General features: G+C 59.8%; 13 protein-coding genes. 6 read left to right on the top strand and 7 right to left on the bottom strand.

What is annotated here, in order from left to right; translation table 11 throughout:
- Positions 1-28: 28 nt before the first annotated feature.
- Positions 29-1,435 (bottom strand): NAD(P)/FAD-dependent oxidoreductase, encoded by a 1,407-nt coding sequence (locus AB7M25_RS14875; RefSeq protein ID WP_454237525.1) that lies wholly within the window; start codon positions 1,433-1,435, stop codon positions 29-31.
- Between the two features lie 52 nt (positions 1,436-1,487).
- Positions 1,488-2,303, bottom strand: coding sequence for a helix-turn-helix transcriptional regulator (locus AB7M25_RS14870; protein ID WP_429388950.1), 816 nt, complete (start codon positions 2,301-2,303; stop codon positions 1,488-1,490).
- Positions 2,304-2,567: 264 nt separating this feature from the next.
- On the opposite strand from AB7M25_RS14870, the gene AB7M25_RS14865 reads away from it, so the two are divergent.
- Positions 2,568-2,840 carry a DUF1652 domain-containing protein gene (locus AB7M25_RS14865; protein ID WP_429388972.1) on the top strand — a complete coding sequence of 91 codons (273 nt, stop codon included), beginning with the start codon at positions 2,568-2,570 and terminating at the stop codon, positions 2,838-2,840.
- A gap of 126 nt (positions 2,841-2,966) precedes the next feature.
- Here AB7M25_RS14865 and AB7M25_RS14860 read toward each other — a convergent pair whose 3' ends face one another.
- Positions 2,967-5,441, bottom strand: a complete 2,475-nt coding sequence (locus AB7M25_RS14860) for a UvrD-helicase domain-containing protein (protein ID WP_454237524.1) — start codon at positions 5,439-5,441, stop codon at positions 2,967-2,969.
- Positions 5,442-5,730: 289 nt separating this feature from the next.
- Here AB7M25_RS14860 and AB7M25_RS14855 point away from each other — a divergent pair, with 289 nt between their 5' ends.
- A complete protein-coding gene (locus AB7M25_RS14855) occupies positions 5,731-6,426 on the top strand; it encodes a pirin family protein (RefSeq protein WP_454237523.1) in 696 nt (231 codons plus the stop codon).
- Positions 6,427-6,575: 149 nt separating this feature from the next.
- Here AB7M25_RS14855 and pgm read toward each other — a convergent pair whose 3' ends face one another.
- The 4 genes from pgm to AB7M25_RS14835 all read right to left on the bottom strand — a co-directional run bounded on the left by pgm (position 6,576) and on the right by AB7M25_RS14835 (position 12,853).
- Positions 6,576-8,222: a phosphoglucomutase (alpha-D-glucose-1,6-bisphosphate-dependent) gene (gene pgm, locus AB7M25_RS14850; protein WP_454237522.1), complete on the bottom strand. Its 1,647-nt coding sequence runs from the start codon at positions 8,220-8,222 to the stop codon at positions 6,576-6,578.
- 110 nt (positions 8,223-8,332) lie between these two features.
- The gene (locus AB7M25_RS14845; protein WP_454237521.1) at positions 8,333-9,733 is read right to left on the bottom strand and encodes an aminotransferase-like domain-containing protein; all 1,401 of its coding nucleotides are present in this window, start codon (positions 9,731-9,733) and stop codon (positions 8,333-8,335) included.
- Between the two features lie 40 nt (positions 9,734-9,773).
- On the bottom strand, positions 9,774-11,264 hold the full coding sequence (locus tag AB7M25_RS14840) for a hypothetical protein (RefSeq protein ID WP_454237520.1): 1,491 nt from the start codon (positions 11,262-11,264) through the stop codon (positions 9,774-9,776).
- A 566-nt stretch (positions 11,265-11,830) separates the two neighbouring features.
- Positions 11,831-12,853 carry a zinc-dependent alcohol dehydrogenase family protein gene (locus AB7M25_RS14835; RefSeq protein WP_104447177.1) on the bottom strand — a complete coding sequence of 341 codons (1,023 nt, stop codon included), beginning with the start codon at positions 12,851-12,853 and terminating at the stop codon, positions 11,831-11,833.
- 269 nt (positions 12,854-13,122) lie between these two features.
- Here AB7M25_RS14835 and AB7M25_RS14830 point away from each other — a divergent pair, with 269 nt between their 5' ends.
- The 4 genes from AB7M25_RS14830 (at position 13,123) to bcsB (ending at position 20,458) form a co-directional block, all read left to right on the top strand.
- Positions 13,123-14,037 (top strand): LysR family transcriptional regulator, encoded by a 915-nt coding sequence (locus AB7M25_RS14830; RefSeq protein WP_053160139.1) that lies wholly within the window; start codon positions 13,123-13,125, stop codon positions 14,035-14,037.
- 732 nt (positions 14,038-14,769) lie between these two features.
- Positions 14,770-15,930, top strand: a complete 1,161-nt coding sequence (bcsQ, locus tag AB7M25_RS14825) for a cellulose biosynthesis protein BcsQ (RefSeq protein ID WP_429518614.1) — start codon at positions 14,770-14,772, stop codon at positions 15,928-15,930.
- Positions 15,927-18,158: a UDP-forming cellulose synthase catalytic subunit gene (bcsA, locus tag AB7M25_RS14820; RefSeq protein WP_429560492.1), complete on the top strand. Its 2,232-nt coding sequence runs from the start codon at positions 15,927-15,929 to the stop codon at positions 18,156-18,158. The genes bcsQ and bcsA overlap by 4 nt, the downstream gene beginning before the upstream one ends.
- A 41-nt stretch (positions 18,159-18,199) precedes the next feature.
- Positions 18,200-20,458: a cellulose biosynthesis cyclic di-GMP-binding regulatory protein BcsB gene (gene bcsB / locus AB7M25_RS14815; RefSeq protein WP_454238357.1), complete on the top strand. Its 2,259-nt coding sequence runs from the start codon at positions 18,200-18,202 to the stop codon at positions 20,456-20,458.
- Positions 20,459-20,464 lie beyond the last annotated feature (6 nt).

Here is a 20,464-nt window from a genome sequence, read left to right as displayed (position 1 = left end):
TATGGCCTGTCGATGAAGAGCGTGCCGTCTAGTGCATGAAACCTTCCATGAAACCGGCCACTCCGCTGGCCAGCTTGCGCCGCCAGGGCGCGGTAGCCGGGTTGGCCAGGGTCTGGTCCTCATGGACAAAGCTGCGAATGATTGCGTTGTAGCCGAGCCAGCGGATCGGTTCCGGCTCCCAGGCCCTGAGCGCGTCGAGGCCCCGCTGCGGGATGACCCACGGCTGGCGCACCAGATCGGTGTCGCGCCCCAGGATCAGGTCGGCGAGCGTGCGTCCACCGAGGTTGCTGGCACCAACGCCCTCCCCGCCGTAGCCACCAGACAAGGCGATGCCTTTGGCCCGGTCGCAGAGCATGTGCGGCTTGAAGTGCCGGGACATGCCCAGGTTGCCGCCCCAGGAATGGGTGATCTGCACGTGCTTCAACTGCGGGAACAGCTCGCCGAACAGGTAGCGCCGCAGGTCTTTTTCATCCGTGGTCAGCTCGAAGTCGTGGCGCAGCTTGCCGGCGAACTGATAGCCGCCACGGGCGCCAAAGATCAAACGGTTGTCAGCGGTGCGCTGGCCGTAGGTCACCTGGCGACTGGCCTCGCTGAACGCCTGGCCACGGCTCAGGCCGATTTCATCCCAGGTGGCCGCCGACAATGGCTCGGTCGCGACGATCAGGCTCTGCACCGGCATCTGATAACGCCCCAGGGGCGGCAAGGTGACGGCGTAGCCTTCTACTGCCGGAACGACCCAGTGACAGCGCACCGACGCTTTCGCCGTGCGCAGGCTGCCGGATTGCCAATGGGTGACCGGGCTGTTTTCGTAGATCCTCACCCCCAGGCGCTCCACTGCCCGGGCCAGCCCGCGTACCAGCTTGGCCGGGTGGATGGTCGCCACGTGCGGCGCAAAGATGCCGCCATAGGGCTTGGCGACGCGGATCTGCTGCGCCAGTTGTTCCGGGCTCAGCCAGCGATAGTGGTTGTCGTCGAGGCCCTGGCGATGGAGATCGTCCAGGTAGTGACGCAGGCTGCTGGCCTGCTCCGGATAACGCGCTGCGCAATACAGCACCCCGCCTTTACGGAAATCGCAGTCGATGCCCTCACGTTCGAGGACAATCTCCACTTCATCCGGAATGCCATGCAACAAATCGTAGGAAGCGCGGCGCTCTTGGGCCGATAGACCGGCAAGCAGGCGGTCTTCGCCCAGCAAGTTGCCCATCAGCCAGCCGCCATTGCGCCCCGACGCGCCGAAACCGGCGGTCTGCGCTTCGACAATGGCGATGTTCAGCTCCGGTTTCTGCTGCTTGAGGTAGTACGCGGTCCAGAGACCGGTGTAGCCGGCGCCGATGATCGCCACGTCCACATCGAGGTCCCGCTCCAGCGCCGGACGCGCCAACAAAGGCTCGTCGAGCTGGTCCATCCACAAACTGATAGTGCGCCACGCCGGCATGCAAGACTCCGCCACTGAAAAACTTCGATGGCGTCGATCCTAGTGCGTGGGCTCAGGCGCTGTCTTGCGCGCGTGCACGCAAAGAAATTTGTTTGACGTAAGCCTTGGGTGACTGGCCGGTGTGCTGGCGGAAACAGCTGTAGAACGCTGACAGCGAATTGAACCCGGCGGCGAACGCCAGTTCATCGATACGCAGCGGTGGCGTGGCGTCATCCAGTGCCGCCAACAAGTGTTGCAGGCGCGCCTGGTTGACGTAGCGGTAGAAGCTCTGGCCCAGCACCTGGTTCAACAGATAGGAAATCTGGTTACGGCTGTACCCGCACTCCTTGGCCACCCGTTGCAGGTCGAGCTCCGGGTCAAGATACGGCTGCTGGCGCTGGAAATACTGCTGCAAGTCCTCGGCCATGAAGCTCAACTGGCGAGGCGACAGGCCCAGCCGGCTGACCGCCGGGCGCTGGCCGGGGCTGGCTTTGCTGACGGGTTGTTCATGCACCAGCGAAGCGTATTCATTGACCCGCCAGATCAGTCCGTCCTTGACGGTGATCGCCTCGCTGGCGCGAAACGACACCAGGCCTTCACCACCGCGCAGGGTGATGCGGTACTGAATGAAGGCGGTGTTGCCGTCCAGTCGAATGCGGTCGGAGTGCTCCAGCGCTTCATCCGGATCCCGGGGCATGCTGCTGCGCACGTAGTCGCGCAATTCGGCCAGGCCCATGACCCGGTTCTGGAAAAAGTCGTTGTACTGGACTTCAGGGTGATAGAGCGCCATGACGCCGTCCAGGTCCCGGTGCTTCCAGCGCAAGTGATAGCGCATGACCGTCTCGCCCGTGGCCTGGGTTTGCAGCGGGCCATCATCCTCGGCGTGCATTGAAAATCTCGACGGAAAAAACCGAGCTTGCCCAACTTCCGCTTTGTCTTCAACGACTAAACGGATGCGGGCTTTGGGCCGCCAATATCAAGGAAGCGTGACCTGAATCAAAAAAAGGGTGGCAATCGCCAAACGACCTGAAAAAACCACATTCTTTTCACATTCGGATGCTACTTTTAAAGACTGTCACTGGTTGAGCCATTGAAGGTTCTTCCCTCCTACCATGAGCTAAAGGAAGCGCTCGATACTGAAGGCGGGCAACACATGAATAGAGGGTTCAGCAAGGTCACGTTTCCAAACGCCTGCCAGCTGATGCGCTGGCATTTTCATCCCATGGGTTTCGAGGCGAGCATGGACGCGCCGGGCAGCATGATTGCCCGTCTTTTCGATCGTGCCACTGGCGAGACCATGATCGCCATTGCCGGCATTCCTTGCGCCACCGTCATGAATGCCGCGGATGTAGAACGAATAATCGAAGCGGTGGAGGATGAACTTGAAGCCTTCGTTCCACCGCAGGCCTTCAGGAGTTATGCCTGAAGCCTGTCCACCCCCCTGTAGGAGCGAGCTTGCTCGCGATGGTCGTTAACGATAACGCGTGTTTACTGGCTAAACGCGGCGCACTTGAGTCCATCGCCGGCAAGCCGGCTCCTACAGTGTCTCAATTCAGGCGGTGTTCTGGCTTTTACGATGATCGACAAAGAACGCCTTGCCCTTGCCGATCCGGTCGGACGCCTTGGGCAGGTTCGCGGCCTGGGTGTCTTGCGTATCGACGTACCAGTAGCAATGGCTGACGGCACGGGTAATACCCACGTACGCCAGCCGCAGGATCTCGTCCTTCTGGGCATTGTCGTAGGGTTCGCTGTCACCGGCCTTGCCCAGGCCCGCCATCCGGTAAACCTGATTCTTGTAGGGCGAACTGGTCAGGTGTTGGCAGTCGCCCAGCAAAAACACCGCATCGGCCTGGAGGCCCTTGGCACTGTGATACGTCAGTTGCTTGAGCCTGCGCGCTGCATGGGGCAAGCTCGAATCAACATTAACTACTGACTGAATATGCTCTTCTATCAATGACTTATCGCTACTTTTTCGATAAAGCATCAAGATTGAATCACCCTTTCGGTAATGCTCCATCAGGCGCTGCGCCATGCCCTGGTCATCACGATCGAGGACATTCACCGGCAGCAATGCCTTGGGTTCACCGCTGGCCTTGGCTTTCTTCCCGGCAATCGCCGGCGCTGCGCGCACGATGTGCTCGGCGGCATCAATGATGTGTTGGTGGCTGCGGTAGTTGTCGCTGAGCATGACCTTGGTGGTGCTCGGCGACGGGAACTCCTTGTTGAACTCCATGAAGTAGCTTGGCGAACTGCCGCGCCAGCCATAGATGGATTGCCAGTCATCGCCCACACAGAGCAGCGAGGAACGCTGGGCACCCCGCCCGACGTGCATGGCCGGACCGCGACTGCGGATCTCCGCCAGGCTGGCCCTGATCCAGGAGACGATTTGCGGCGAGACGTCCTGGAATTCGTCGATCATCAGGTGTGACAGCGGCCGCAGCAGCTCATCACCCAGCAACTTGAGGTTCTCCGGCGAATGCTCGCTGAACAGGGCGAACATCCGGTTGTAAGTCATGATCGGCGGTTTCTGGTCGAGCAAATGATCCTCCAGCGCCCGCCAGTAAAGGCTCAGGGCTTCGAAGAAGAACCGGTCGGGATCATCCTTGGCGAAACTCATCTGCCCCACGGCACTCGGCACATCCAGTCCGAGGTTTTCGATGAACCCGGCGGCGGCGACAAAGCAATCGAGCAACGGTGCGGACGCGAGCTCGCCCTTGACCTTGTAATCGAAGCCCGGCCCGGCGCTGGCATCCCCCGCCAGCGAGGCCAGCACACGCTTTGATGACTCGTAACTATCCAACCAAATCAATGGTTTACGACAGAAAGCTTGAAACAAGGTGCGCTTTACCGCCCATTCTGCGCGCACTGTCAGCTTGGCATTGGGCCGCGTGACTTGCGGGTTCTCCCGAGGATCGAACCCCAGCACCACCCAGGCGTCCAGCGTCGGGATGTAGCCGTGACAGTGGAATGCCGAGCCGTTGATATCGAACGACTGGCGATTAGGTTCGATACCCTTGATGGGCCAGGCACCGGCGCGAAACCACAGGTCTTCAATGGCGTCGCACAACTCTTCATCACGCTTGGCCGCCAGTTCGGTGACGCCCATGCGTTTCTGCACATCGGGGTGATCACGCTCCAGTTCCTTGAGTTGCAAGGCATGCCGGGACAATGGCTTGATCAGCTCGCGAAAGCGCTCGTCGTTACTGTGCAGACGGTGATAGCAGGCGTTGAGCTGTTGGCGCTGAGCGTCGTTGATACGCAGGTCGAACGGATTGCTGTCGACCTCCTCGTCACCCTGTGCAGCCCGCAGGCTGAGGTTCTCGAAGGCCTGCAAACGCTCGAAACCCGGAAGACTGCGCACCATCGGCAGGATCCGCGAGTGAAAGGTGCGCACCAGGTCCCGCGCCTCCTTGAAACTGATCGCGCGGCCCCAGAGCGCAAACAGTTCGATCAGCTTATTGATGAAGTCCTTGCGCGACTCACGGGTGAAGGTCACCACCGTCATCGAACTCAGCTCGAAGCCCAGATAATGGCTCAACAGCAAGATACGCAGCACCAGCGTGGTCGACTTGCCTGCGCCGGCACCGGCGATCACCGAGGTGGACGGCGTGTCGCTGAAGATCATTTTCCACTGTGCGGCGCTGGGCTGGGCATGGGCCGGCAGCAACCGGGCGACATCCGCCTTCATGCGCTTCTTCAACTCGGCGCTCAACGGCAGGCGCCAATCGTCGAACAGCAGGTCATCGACAGTCGGTGGCCGGTGTTCAGTGGAGCGCGAGTCGCGGATCAGCAGGACCTGCCGACCCTCCTCCAGCCCTTCGAGCTTGCCTTCCCTGTAGCCGTAATCGACCCCGGCGCTGTGACCGCTGCGAAAACCGTCGGCCTGGCCATGCAACCACGACGCACGATGCTGTGCGTGCAGGCGGGTCAGGCTGTATCCGAAGAACCGGGCGAGCAGGCGCTTGATCAGCGGCATTTCGGCCAGGGGGCGAAGTTCAGGCGGAAGATCGGGGGTGTGTTGCGGCACGCGGACTGACTCCAGGGTGTGAGGCTGTTGAGCGCTATGGTGTCTGCATTTGCCATTGAGTTCTAGTGAATTGCTTATGACTCATTGGCTTATGCGATGAAGTGAAGGTTGGATGAGAACGTTTAGAGCCTATTTCATATCAATTGATTCGATGGGAATGGCGCATTTTTTACGCTTTTTATCGATTGTTGCCTGATGGATGATGGCCGTCATCAACCACCATCAACCACCGGTCTCGCTTCGTGGCTCAGGCGCCTCGCCCCATGACGAACCTTTTCTGGAGACGATCATGCTTGAACTCAGACCTTTCAAAACCCTTGGCGGTGCTCACCACGGCTGGTTGGATGCGCATCACCATTTTTCGTTCGCCGAATACTACGATCCACAGCGCATGAACTGGGGCAACCTGCGGGTCTGGAATGACGACGTGATCGCTCCCGGCACCGGTTTCCCGCAGCACCCGCACCGGGACATGGAAATCATCACCTATGTCCGTGAAGGCGCCATTACCCACCAGGACAACCTGGGCAACAAGGGCCGGACCGAAGCGGGTGACGTCCAGGTCATGAGCGCCGGTACCGGGATCGCCCACAGCGAGTACAACCTGGAAGCGACGCCGACCCGGATTTTCCAGATCTGGATCATTCCGAATGAGTCCGGCCTGGCACCGTCCTGGGGCGCCAAACCGTTTCCGAAAGGCGACCGCGAAGGTTTTGTCACTCTGGCCAGCGGCAAGGAAGGCGACGAGCAGAGCCTGCGCATCCGCGCCGATGCCCGGCTGGTGGCCGCCAACTTGAAGGCCGGCGAAACGGCCGAATACCTGTTGGACAGCGGTCGTCGTGCCTACCTGGTCCCGGCCACCGGGGTCATTGAAGTCAACGGCTTGCGCGCACAAGCTCGAGACGGTGTTGCGGTGGCCGATGAGCAGGTGCTGCGGGTGACGGCCATCGAGGACAGTGAGATCGTGTTGGTGGACCTGGCGTGATCTGCTGAGTGCAATTGCAAAAAAAGGGGCGACCGTGTTGGTCGCCCCTTTTTTTGAGTGCCTGTTCAAATGTCATCGCTGGCAAGCCAGCTCCTACAGGGTCAGCGCAATTCTTGTAGGAGCTGGCTTGCCGGCGATAGGGCCTTCAATCATTTCGCGCAAATGGCACCATCCACCAACGTTTGCGCCTCGGCCACCAGTTGCTTGAGGTGGTCGTTACTGACAAAGCTTTCGGCATAGATCTTGTAGATGTCTTCCGTGCCCGACGGACGCGCCGCGAACCAGCCGTTTTCGGTCATGACCTTGAGACCGCCAATGGCCTGGTCGTTGCCCGGTGCGTGGCTGAGGATGCTCTGGATCGGCTCGCCGGCCAGCTGGGTCGAGGTGACCTGTTGCGGCGACAGCTTGCTCAACAGGGCTTTCTGCTCCGGGTTGGCCTTGGCGTCGACCCGTACCGAGAACGGCTCACCCAGTTCATCGGTCAAGGCACGGTACGCCTGGCTCGGATCGCGACCGGTCCGGGCCGTCATCTCGGCAGCCAGCAGGGCCGGAATCAAACCGTCCTTGTCGGTGCTCCAGACGCCGCCGTCCTTGCGCAGGAACGAGGCACCGGCGCTTTCTTCGCCGCCGAACCCCAGGGAGCCATCGAACAATCCATCGGCAAACCACTTGAAGCCGACCGGTACTTCGTACAGGCGACGGCCCAGGCGTTTGGCCACGCGGTCGATCAAGCCGCTGCTGACCACGGTTTTACCCACGGCAGCATCGGCGCGCCATTGCGGACGATTCTGGAACAGGTAGTCGATGGCAACGGCGAGGTAGTTGTTAGGTGCCAGCAAACCACCAGACGGCGTGACGATGCCATGGCGGTCATGGTCAGGGTCGCAGGCAAACGCCACGTCGAAGCGCTCTTTCAGGCCGATCAGGCCTTGCATGGCGTGGCTGGACGATGGGTCCATGCGGATCTGCCCGTCCCAGTCGACGGTCATGAAGCGGAAGGTCGGGTCGACCTGTTTGTTCACCACATCCAGGTCCAGACGGTAATGCTCGGCAATCGCCGACCAGTAGCGCACTCCCGCTCCACCCAGCGGATCGACGCCCAGGCGCAGCTTGGCATCGCGGATGGCGTCGAAGTCGATCACGTTGATCAGGTCGGCGACATAGGTGTTGAGGTAGTCGTGACGATGGGTGGTGCCGGCCTTCAGTGCCTGCTCGTAGCTGATGCGCTTGACGCCCGCGAGCTTGTTGGCCAGCAATTCGTTGGCCTTGGCCTCGATCCACTTGGTGATGTGAGTATCGGCCGGACCACCGTTGGTGGGGTTGTACTTGTAGCCACCGCTTTGCGGTGGGTTGTGCGACGGCGTGATGACGATGCCGTCCGCCAGGCCGCTGGTGCGACCACGGTTGTAGCAGAGAATCGCATGGGAAATGGCCGGCGTCGGCGTGTACTCGTCGCCCGCGGCGATCATCACGGTCACGCCGTTGGCCGCCAGCACTTCAAGGGCACTGGCCCCGGCCGGCGTGGACAGCGCGTGGGTGTCGATACCGACAAACAGCGGGCCATCGATACCCTGAGCTTCGCGATACAGGCAAATGGCCTGGCTGATCGCCAGCACGTGCCATTCGTTGAAACTCAGGTCGAACGAGCTACCGCGGTGCCCCGACGTGCCGAAGGCAACGCGCTGGGTCGAAATGGCGGCATCAGGCTGGCCGGTGTAATAGGCCGTTACCAGTCGCGGGATGTCGACCAACAATTCTGCCGGTGCCGGTTTACCCGCAAAAGGACTGAGTGTCATGCAAAACCTCTGGAATAGAGTGGTTCAGGGATTGAGTCGCAGTTTACTGGCAGTTTGACCGCAACGCGATGGGATCGATCCAACACAGTGAGGTTGTTATTTTTTGTCACTCACTCGATCGATTCCAGGCGCAGCGCATCCCCCAGCAGTCCCAGCGCGGCCGCCAGGTTGTGATCGCCGCCGAAGGTATGACTCAAGCGCAAATGCTGCCCATGCAGGCCGTGGAGGCTGAACAGCTCGCCCGGCGCGATGACCACCTGTTGCGCCAGCAGGCGCTGGAACACACGACGGACATTGACCCGGCGCAACGAGCGCACCCAGATCGTTGCACCGCCTTCTGGCTCGACGAAATGCAAGGCATCTCCCAGTCGCTCCTGCAACAACTGGGTCATTTGACTCTTGCGCTCCTTGAGTAGCCGTCGCAGCACCAGCAGGTGTTGATCGATGCGGCCGCTGCTGTACAAACGGGCGATGGCTTTCTGGCGAATCGGCGACAGTCGAAACGAACGCAGCAGGAAGTGCCGTTGCAACTCGGCGCTCAAGTGCCTTGAAAGCAGGTAGCCGTAGGGCGCTTCCGGGCCAATGATTTTCTCGAACGCGGAAAACACCATCAGCCGTTGCGGGTCCAGCAAGTCGCGAAAGCGCAGGCCGCCCGGGTCGAATCCGAGCTCGCCATAACAGTCGTTTTCCAGCACCCAACTGTCATGCGCGGCCAACAGCCGGGCAATGACCTGCCTGTTTTCCTCTGGCGCCAGGCTGCCACGGGGCATGTTCAGGGCCGATGACAGCATCACCAGCCGCACCGGCTCGGTCTCCAGCAACGTTTTCAGCCGTTGCGGATCGAGGCAACCATCGGCTTGCACGGGCCACTCGATTACCCGTACGCAGGCGGCTTGAAGCAACCGCAGGATCGTCCAGTCGCAGGGTGATTCAATCACTACCGTGGCGTCTTTCAAGCCCAGCACGGCGATGAGGATTTCGAGGACGCCGCGAAGGTCGGCGCCGATGTAGACATCATCGGCGTGCCAGTAACGCATGGGAGACGTGGTGTAGCGTGCCGCCAGGGCGGTGCGCAGCTCGAGCTCGCCGCAGGGTTGCGAGGGCGACTGCGGCTGCCTTGGATACTGGCGCAGCAACTCTCGCTCCAGCAGCAACAAGGGGCTGTCGAGGGGCTGCAGCAACGCCGGTTCATCGGCGCTCAGGACCAGCATCCCCGGACGCCTGGCGTTGACATAGACGGCTTCGAGCAGGTCGCTGCCGCTGTCCTGCGGGTTGAAAGAGGACACCGGCAACGCGTAATAACCCGACTTGGCCACCGAAAACACACGCCCTTCCTTCTCCAGCAGCGAATAGGCGTACTGAATGGTCGAGATCGACACATTGAGGCGCTCCGCCAGCTGCCGCAGCGACGGCAGGCGGATGCGTGAATCCCCTCCGGACTCATTGATCAGGCTGCCCAAGTACCGATAAACGGCCTGATAGGCGAAATCCGTTTCTCGTGGACCTTTCATGACTGAAGGCCGACCGTACTGGCTGATTGTCCGCCCACCCTCAGTGACCCGCTGACCATTCATCCACCAGCGTGTCACCGGTGTCAAGATCGCCCGCTGCCTCTTGCAACGCGGCACACTGGATCTGTACTTCGGGCGCCCCCTCATCGCTGCCTGGCGCCCGCTCCATGCGATAAAGCCGGCCGATCAGGCTGACAGGCAATCCGCTGACATCGATCATCCATTGCATGATCTGTTCGGCGACCGGATGCCCCTGCATGGCCCGGTGCAATTCGGGCATGGCCACCAGCATGCCCGGATGGCACTGACGCAAAAATCGCTCAAGCCCCGCACCTTCTTCGATAAACGGCGAAAAAAGCAGACACACCAGCTGGGCTTCGCTCAGGCCCAGGTTCTTTTGCGCCTCGGCTGCCGCGCGGGCACGCTGCTCGCTCACTGTCGCCGGGTTGCCGAACACCTCGATGGCCTGCTCGCACAAACGCTCGGGCACGCGCTTGCGGCGCATCATCACCAGGGCGCGTTGCAGGTATTGCGCAACGCCTGACTGGTAATCGCGACCCTGCACGAAGCTCGCTTGCAAGCCACGCACGTGCGCCGAGATCGACGCGCTGACGAATTCGTTGTCGCTGATCTGCGCGGACAGTTCGTCAGGCTGGAAGCCGAGAAACTCAGTCAGCAATGACCAGCGCTCTTCCAGGTTGCTGACCAGCAGGTCGTGAATCTCGATGCAGGTGGTACGACGGCAGGTCTCAAAGCGCTCTTCAGGACGCCATCGGGCCTGGCCGTCATCGGCATAAAACGCCTGATAACAGTCGCTGCCCAGCTCATCGAGCAATGCAAACAACGCCCCATGGCCGGCCTCGCCCACGTGCGAGGGCTTGAGCCCAGCCTTGGTGGCGGCACGCTTCAAACCGTCGATGAACTGTTTCTGCTGACGCGGCGTGTCACTGATGAGCAAGGCGTCGACGCCACCGTCCCAGCGGGCGATTTGCCCGTAGAACTCTCCCGTGGCCAGGTATCCGTCATCCCACAGGTCGAACCCGCCGCGCCACTCCCGGCGATGGCCGATCAGCAGCAGGTTCACGCGGCTGGACTCGCGGCCGGCGTCGGAGATCGGCACCAGGTGATTGAACGGCAGGACTTCCCGATCATCGACCATCAGCACTTCGACCCGCGGATCGTCATAGACAAACAGTGCGCTGTTGGTCCGGTGCATGTTTTCCACGGCCGCCTGGCTTGTCCCGTTCAACCGCAACGAGGCGATGCGCAACTGGAATGTCGCCGGGGACCGAGTGGCGATGGTCAACTGCGCGGCACGCAACAGCGCCAGGCTGTAGCAGTCGTCACGGGCCCCGGACTGGACCGCCAACACCTTGTAATCCCCAATGCGCTCCATGCCCCCCGCCGCCACTGCCAGACGCTGAATCAACAACTGCAATGCCGTGCGCTCGGCACGGGAAAAGAAACCCAGCAATCGCTGCAGCACTTGTTGGTAGACATAGTTCATCGCTTGGTCATGGATGCTGGTCATCTTTATTTACCTGGTACTCATAAGTTCAATATCGCGCGAACAGCGAAATCCGCTGGACTGTCTGCACGAATGGAGTCATCGACTTTATTGCCAAATGCTAGCAATTGAATTTTCTGGAAATCATTTGAAACGATCGTAACAACCCTTCTGGCGCACACCGAAGACGAGACTGTAGCGCCCGGCTGGCAAGGGTTTTCTCGATTGGAGACGGAGTCCTAGGAAACGTCCGACAAAGTCCCACAGACGCTTAACACAAGAAATAAGGAAAGAAGTTGTTGCTGTCTTTTTGGCAACTACACAACTACTAACTAAATCGAAGGCATGCACCGAGGGCGCACATTGAAAAGTTTTAGTCTGACACCCAGCCATGACTCATTCCTTGAGATGAAAGTAATCATTCAATTATCAGGGCTTAGTGGCTGATTAGAAGCTACAGATTACCGGCAAAAACCAGTTCAGTTGCTGGACCGGCCTGCGGGTCGACGGGTTTCGGGGGGGCACAAACGAAAGAGTCCGTGTGGGCACGGACTCTTGGGGGGCTTTTGCGTCGGCTCTTGGGGTAAGTGCTACGCCGGTTCGACCTGCAGGGCGACCCGCTCGCGACAAGGGCATTCGTCCATGTAGCGGTGTGCTTCGACCACCTCGGCAAACGGGAAGACCCGAGTCTTGAGCGGCAGCAGCACGCGGTCAGCGGTCAACTGGTTGATGTCGCGCAAGGCACGTTGCAGTGCGACCTGGTCCTGGATGATGCCCAGTTCCGGCTTGCCGGTGAAGTTGCCGATGCAGTGCACGAAGAACTGAATGTTCTTCTGGAACGCCGCGCAGGCCGGGAATGGCGTCTGGTTGCCACCTTGCAGGCCGTACAGCACCAGGCTGCCGCGAGGCGCCAGCACATCGCCCAGCAACGACATCTGAGGACCGCCCAAACCATCGAAGACCACATCCACACCGCGGTTATCGGTGATCTTGTTGATCCGTATCAGCAGATCTTCTTCCTCGGTAACGATGACTTTTTCGGCACCCAGCGACAACAGATACTCACGCTCCTCTGCTGACTTGGTAGCGGCAATCACTCGAACACCCAAGGCCTTGCCCAGTTGCACGAACGAAGGTCCGGCGCAATGGCTGGCGTCGGTCACCAGGGCGAATTGCCCGGGTTTGACCCGTGCCAGGTCGGCATAAGCAAAATAGGCGACCAGCAGCGGCGTGTAATGCACGCTGGCTTCGATCGGGCTCAGTACGTCCGGGTAACGGGTCAGCGACGAGCGCGGCAGGACAATCAGCTCCCCGTAGACCGGATAGTCGTTCGGGCTTTGGGCCGGGAAACTGGCGACCTTGTCACCTATCGCCAGGTCATCCACACCCTCACCGACAGCCGTGACGACACCGGCCATTTCCTGGCCAAGGCCCGAAGGCAGACGGGCGCGGGACGACGCCAGGTTCTGGCGCCAGAGAGTGTCGTACCAGCTGATGCCGATCGCTTCGACGCGCACCTGCACTTCGCCCGGTGCAGGCAGAGCCGCCGCATGCTCTTCGCATTTGAGCACCTCGGCTGGACCAAACTTGTGAAAACGGATCGTGCGGGACATCGCAAACCTCGCCAATTGAACCTCTAATGCCTTGAACTCTAGCTGGGCTTTCAACCCAACACTATCAGTGGGTATTAATAGTCGACATGCCTGTCATTGATTCCGCAGCGGCGGCGACATTGTGAAATGCCGCAAGAAACCGAAGCCACCTTTTCAGGAAATCTGAATTACCCGGTGCAGAGTACCAGCCTTTCCCCGTAATATTCCTGCTGGCCATTGTTCTCATATGGCCGCCCACGTCAAGTTTGCTGACTCTGCCAGGACTCCAGATGAATCGTAATGACCTGCGTCGTGTCGACCTGAACCTGTTGATCGTTTTTGAAACATTGATGCACGAACGCAGCGTGACCCGAGCTGCGGAAAAACTCTTCCTCGGCCAGCCGGCCATCAGTGCGGCGCTCTCGCGCCTGCGCGGGTTGTTTGATGACCCTCTGTTTGTGCGTACCGGCCGCAGCATGGAGCCGTCCGCCCGGGCGATCGAGATCTTCGCCCTGCTCTCGCCGGCACTGGATTCGATTTCCACCGCGGTCAGCCGTGCGGCCGAGTTCGATCCTGCCACAAGTACCGCCGTGTTCCGCATCGGCCTTTCGGACGACGTCGAATTCGCCTTGCTGCCCATGCTGCTCAAGCGCCTGCGCGCCGAATCGCCGGGGATCGTGCTGGTGGTGCGTCGGGTCAACTACATCCTGATGCCGGGGTTGCTGGCCTCCGGCGAGATCTCCATCGGCGTCAGCTATACCACCGACCTGCCGGCCAACGCCAAGCGCAAGGTACTGCGCCGCAGCCAGCCCAAGCTGTTGCGCGCCGACACCGTGCCGGGGCCATTGAGCCTGGATGATTACTGCGCCCGCCCCCATGCACTGGTGTCGTTCGCCGGCGACCTCAGCGGCTTCATAGATGAAGAACTGGAAAAGCTCGGGCGCAAACGTCATGTGGTGCTCGCGGTGCCGCAGTTCAATGGCTTGAGCACCTTGCTGGCCGGCACGGACATCGTCGCAACCGTGCCGGACTACACGGCCGATGCGCTGACGGCCGCGGGCGGGGTGCGCGCGGAAGATCCGCCGTTGCCGGTGCGCAGCTTTGAACTGCACATGGCGTGGCGCGGGTCGCAGGATAATGATCCGGGGGAGCGTTGGTTGCGGTCGCGGATTCAGATGTTCTTTGGGGATCCGGACAGTCTTTGAATAAGGTTGTCGAGCGGACCTGGCAGGCCCGGACCTGCCAGGTTAAGTAAGACGAAACATAGCGTGCCCTTGCCGACTCAGGCGCTACCATACTTCGGAACCTTCATAAACGTGCTATCAGGGGGGGGCAAGGAAAAAGGGTGGGTGTTTCTTTTATCTATACCCATTGCGTGTAAAGGCCGGATAAAAATAGATCGACCAGGTGCGGCCCAGCGTCTGGATAAACTTTTTCAATATAGAAAAGGAAAACCATGAGGGCGTTTCTTCTCCCGAGTTGTCTTGTTCCTAATCGCCTTCATTTCCAAAACAGCAAATAACCCAGCGAACAAAAGCGGAGAATGCAGGATCCGATTCTCGATACTCACTTTCTACACGCCAGAGCTGTGTAAAGGGAGCTATTGCCTGAGCGCGGGGGGGTTATCAGCGAAGAATCTCCGTCCCGGTGTTTGTGGAATGAGTGTCCAAGTGCGCGTGGAATCTGCAAGTAGAGTAACTAATGGGCGCACTCTAACATTCACACTTTCCACGGATAACACAGTGCCTTAATAACGCTCTGGCGAGCACAAACAAGTATCAATGACTTTTTATAACAATCGTTGACACCCAGACGCTGACCCCCTAAATTGCCGGCACTCTGCCAACACCAAGACGACGCATCAACTTTGTCAAGTTAATGGAATGCTGAGTTTCTGAGTTCTGAGTTTCTGAGTTATTTCATTCCTGGTACAACGCATGAAATATGTAGACGATATTACGAAACTCTTTACACGTTTTGGCGCCAACGCGGAGAGTTACCAGGAAATACAACCGAATTATAAAGATTTCAAAGACGACCCGGTTACACCAGCGGTGGCTGAGCCAGAGTCGTCGGCGGCATTGTCTTCCCCGACACCCCCTGTGTTTCTGCTGGACGAGCCACAGCCTTCCTTATTGATTGGCGTGCCGGTCGAGCCGGTGAAGAATGATGTCCTCTCGCTACCTTCGCCCAAATCCCCTTCCCCGACCGAGCCACCTGCGAGTTCTGCTACGGGTGACCGTCAGCGATTGAGCGACCTGTTGCGTGAACTCAGCCAGGTTCGTCGAGACGCTCTGTCAGAAACGACTCGCAAGCGGACCAAGGCGAAGGTCATTGCTATCGTTTCGGCGAATGGTGGCGTGGGTAGAAGCACCCTCGTTGCGGGTCTCGCGAAAACACTTCGGCGCCCCGGCGGGCGAACCATCGCGATTGATCTGGACCCTCAGAACGCGCTGTCCAGCCACTTGGGTATCACCCGCCAGGCTCCCGGGTTGATTCAGCTCAAGGAACAGGACGCAGACTGGGGCGCTCATCGCCTGCCAGGCTTTAGCGATAGCGAATGCCTGCCCTTCGGCACTGGCGAGGTGAACGATCGCCGATTGCTCAAGCAGATGATGCTTGAAGATTCTGACTGGTTGAATCAGCACCTTGCGTCAATGAACCTCAGCGAAAACGATACCGTGATCCTGGACACTCCTTCGGGTGAGACCGTCTATTCGCAACAGGCACTCGACGCCGCCGATCTGGTGCTGGTGATGACGGTGGCCGACGCGGCCTCCTACCTGGCGCTGGACAGCATGACCCAGTGGCTGGAAACCAGCCGACGACGCGCGCAGCGGCAACGGTATGTGCTCAACCAACGGGATGACTCGCGTTCGTTCAGCAGGGACATGGGCGTGCTGTTTCTACGGCGGCTCGGCGCCAACCTGATTGGGACGATTCGCCTCGATCACCAGTTCAACGAGTCGCTGGCCCATGGTCGGGACTTACTGCAATACGCACCTGAGAGCATTGGCTGTCAGGACATTCTTTCGCTGTCAGGCGCGGTCCATTCCCTGCTTTTTTCGGAGAATTCCAGCCAGCAGGACACGCCATGACCGTCCAGCTGAATCAGCTGCCTGCAAAGACTTGGTGGTTGCAGGGGCTACTGGATACTTTCCAGGCTCGCGTCAGTCGATGGCCCCTGATTTGGCGCCAGGGCCTGAAGATCTCGGGCGGGCTGATCGCAGCATTATTGGTGCTGGGTATCCTCACTGCGCCGCAGAATCTGTATTCCCAGGCCGTGTTTGCCGCTGTCTGTTTTGCCGCCAGCCTGATCATTCGCAAGCAAGCCGGGCGACTGGCGATCCTGACCCTGATCACCCTCTCGCTGATCGCTTCGTTGCGTTATATGTACTGGCGCCTGTCCGACACCCTGGGCTTCGACAACTGGCAGGATGCCGTATTTGGCTACGGGCTGGTGCTGGCCGAACTGTATGCCTTGCTCATCCTGGTCTTCGGCTATGTACAAACCGCCTGGCCGCTGCACCGCAAACCGCAGTTTCTGCAACAGCCACCCGCTGAGTGGCCGACCATAGATGTCTTCATTCCCACCTATAACGAAGCATTGGGTATCGTCAAACTGGTGGTGCTCGCCGCTCAGGCCATCGACTGGCCCGAGGGCAAACTGCGGGTGCACGTGCTCGATGACGGACGCCGGGAGGAGTTCAAGGTTTTCTGTCAGCAGATTGGTGTCAACTACATCACTCGCGACAACAATCAACATGCCAAGGCCGGCAACCTCAACGAGGCACTCAAAGTCACCGATGGCGAGTTCATTGCCATATTCGACGCCGACCACGTGCCTACCCGCTCCTTCCTGCAGATCACGATGGGCTGGTTTTTCAAGGACCCGAACCTGGCGTTGCTGCAAACGCCGCACTTCTTCTATTCGCCCGATCCGTTCGAAAAAAACCTCGAGACCTTTCGCTCGGTGCCCAATGAAGGTGAGTTGTTCTACGGTCTGGTGCAGGACGGCAATGACCTGTGGAACGCGGCATTCTTCTGCGGGTCCTGCGCGGTCATCCGGCGCACTCACTTGCTGGAAGTCGGAGGCATCGCCACCGAAACCGTGACGGAAGATGCGCACACGGCACTCAAGCTCAACCGCCGTGGTTTCAATACGGCTTACCTCGCCATTCCACAAGCGGCGGGACTGGCGACCGAAAGCCTTTCCCGGCACATCAGCCAGCGCATACGCTGGGCACGGGGCATGGCGCAGATTTTTCGGACCGACAATCCGTTGTTTGGCAAAGGACTGAACCTGGGGCAGCGCATCTGCTACCTCAACGCCATGATGCACTTTTTCTACAGCCTGCCTCGCCTGGTGTTCTTGACCGCACCCTTGGCCTACCTGTTTTTTGACGCGCAGATTTTCCATGCGTCGGCGCTGATGGTCACGGTTTATGTGCTGCCGCATATTTTCCATTCCAGCCTGACCAACTCCGCGATCCAGGGGCGCTTCCGCCATTCCTTCTGGAACGAAGTGTATGAGTCGGTGTTGGCCTGGTACATCATGCGACCGGTACTGTTGGCCCTGATCAACCCTTCGCTGGGTAAGTTCAACGTGACCGACAAGGGCGGCACCATCGAGGATGACTATTTCAACTGGAAGCTCGCGCGGCCTTACATCGTCCTGCTGACCTTGAACATGATCGGCCTGGTGATGGGCGTGGTAAAACTGATCGGGAGTGATTCGGCCCAGGCCACTACCCTGCTGATCAACCTGGCCTGGACCCTGTACAACATCATCATTGTCAGCACCGCCGTGGCGGTGGCCACTGAATCCTCTCAGGTACGCAACGAACCCAGAGTGCCGGCGGATCTGCCTGTGCGGGTCTATCGCGAAGACGGCACCTCGTTTGATTGCATCACCCGGGACTTCTCACAAAACGGCGTGGGTCTGGCACTGCCACCGCAGGTTCAGCTCAGCGTCAATGAGACGCTGCGGCTCTGCATTCTGCGCACACCTCCCTCAAGCCTCTTTCCCGCAAAAACGATCTTCAGCAACGACAACGTGGCGGGTGTGCAATTCGAGGGTTTGACCCTGCGCCAGCAAAGTGAACTGGTGCGACTGACCTTTTCACGGGCCGACACCTGGGCCAACACCTGGGGGAACGGCCGCCTCGATGCACCCATGTCGGCGTTGCGCGAGGTCAGCGGCATTGGCTTACGCGCCATCCTGCGCTTGTTCGTTGCAACGCTAAAGGACAGCCAGGCGCTGTTGCGCAAACGCCCGGACGCGCCATCACCTATAGACTCCACCGTGGACACGCAACGATCTTGAACCCTTCCACTCGCCGGACCTTTCTTCCTCGTCACTCACTCATGCTGATCGCCTGTTCGCTAGCGGGCTGGAGCAGTTGGGCGTTGAGTGCTGCCGCCCAAATCAGCGCCACAGAGCCGGCGGTGATGCCGGCCGCGTCGTTGCCCGGGACCGATGCCCCGGGCAACAGTTATACCCGCAGCCTCAAGGAGCTGGGTAAAAGCTATTCGATGACCCTTAAAGGCGTGGAGGCGACCGACAGTGTGAATTTCGATGTGCGCGCCGATGAAGTCGTCACGGCTGCGCAGGTCACACTGCAGTACAGCTACTCACCGGCGCTGCTGTCCGATCTTTCGCAAATCAACGTGCTGATCAACGATCAAGTGGCCGCCAGCCTGCCCCTCCCGAAGGAAGAGGCCGGCAAACTGCAGACCCGGACCGTGCAGATTCCACCGCAGACCATTACCGAGTTCAACCGGCTCAGCCTGCAGTTCATCGGTCACTACACGATGCAATGTGAAGATCCGTTGCACTCAAGCCTTTGGGCCAGGATCGGCAACGAGAGCCAGCTGAACCTCCAGGTGTCCTCGATTCAACAGCCCAACGACCTGTCCGCGCTGCCGCGTCCCCTGTTCGATCGTCGAGACGCCTCGCCCCTGAAGCTGCCATTCGTGTTCGCCGGGCGCCCGGGCGGCCCTGAGCTTGAGGCCGCCGGCATTCTGTCGTCCTGGTTTGGCGCCTTGGCCAGCTACCGCGGCGCAACCTTCCCCGCCAGCCTCACCAGCCTGCCGGCCAAAGGCAACGCCGTGGTGTTTGTCAGCGGCAGCGAATCAACGACCCTGAGTGGCTTACCGATCAAAGAGGCCACGGGGCCGACATTGACCCTCATGAGTAACCCGAATGATGCTCAGGGCAAACTGTTGATCGTCTCCGGGCGCGATGGCGCCGATCTCAAGGTCGCCGCGACCGCGCTGGCCCTCGGTGGCTCGGCCCTTTCCGGGCAGAGCGTGGTGATCGACCGGATCGACTCGCTCAAGCCGCGCCGACCGTACGACGCGCCTAACTGGCTGCCCTCCGATCGCCCGGTTCGTCTGGGTGAACTGGCAAAGCCCGCTGAACTCAATGTGTCGGGTTATAACCCGGGACAAATGACGGTTGCGCTGCGCTTGCCACCCGACCTGTTCAACTGGCGTGAGCCCGGCGCGCAACTAGACCTCAAATACCGCTATACGCCGCAACCGGTCTCCACCAATTCCTCGTTGCTGATCAGTTTCAACGATACCTTTATCAAGTCGATCGACCTGCCTTCGATCGAGAAGCTCGGCAACAGCGACAGCCTGCTGTCGATGCTCAAAGCCGACGACAGTCTGGCCCGCACATCGCGCATGCTGTTGCCGCTCAATTCAGTCGCGCTGCAATCGCGCCTGCAATTTCGTTTCATGTATGACTACATCAAACAGGGCGAATGCCGCGACATCATCATCGACAACATGCGCGGTGTGATCGACCCGGATTCGACCCTGGACCTCAGCCAATACGAACATTTCATGGCCATGCCCAACCTCGGGGTGTTCAAGGACAGTGGCTTCCCGTTCACCCGCATGGCCGACCTTTCCGAAACATCGGTGATCCTGCCCAACGAGCCAGGCCCGGCCGAACTGAGCGCCTATCTGACCCTGCTGGGCCGCTTCGGCGACTCCACCGGTTATCCGGCCACCGGCGTGAAGGTGGTCCACGCCGACCAGGTGGCCGAGCAACGCGACCGGGATTTGCTGGTGCTTGCTTCGGGCAACAATCAGCCGTTGCTGGAGCAATGGCAAAGCCACCTGCCGGCCAAGGACGAGGATGCCGCGCAGTACTTTGAACTGTCTGACCTGCCCTTGCGTCTGCGCAACTGGGTCAGCCCGGATACGAAAGTCAATCTGCGCGAAGCGCGCAGCAGCTTCAGGTTTACCGCTGACGATGGCAGTGCTTATCTGACCGGATTCGAATCGCCACTCAAGAGTGGGCGCAGCGTGGTGTTTATCGCCAGCGCAAGGCCTAACGGCTTGGCCGATGTGACCAACGCCCTGCTGCGCAACGAAGAAAACGCCCACGAGTTGCAGGGCAGTCTGGTGGTGGTCAGGGGCAAGCATGTCGAATCGCTGGTCGCCGAGCAGGATTACTACGTCGGGAGCCTGGGCCCATTGCGCTATCTGCAGTGGTACCTCTCGCAAAACGTAATAGCGTTCATGCTGTTCACTCTCCTCGGGGTCCTGCTGCTTGCTTCAATGGCCTATCTGACCCTGCGCTTACGGGCTAAACGTCGTCTTGGCCAATGAACCGCG

The organism is Pseudomonas sp. AP3_22 TE3818 (genome assembly GCF_053628995.1).
Note: the sequence above shows the minus strand (reverse complement) of the source record. Positions and strands in the feature narration are given on the sequence as shown.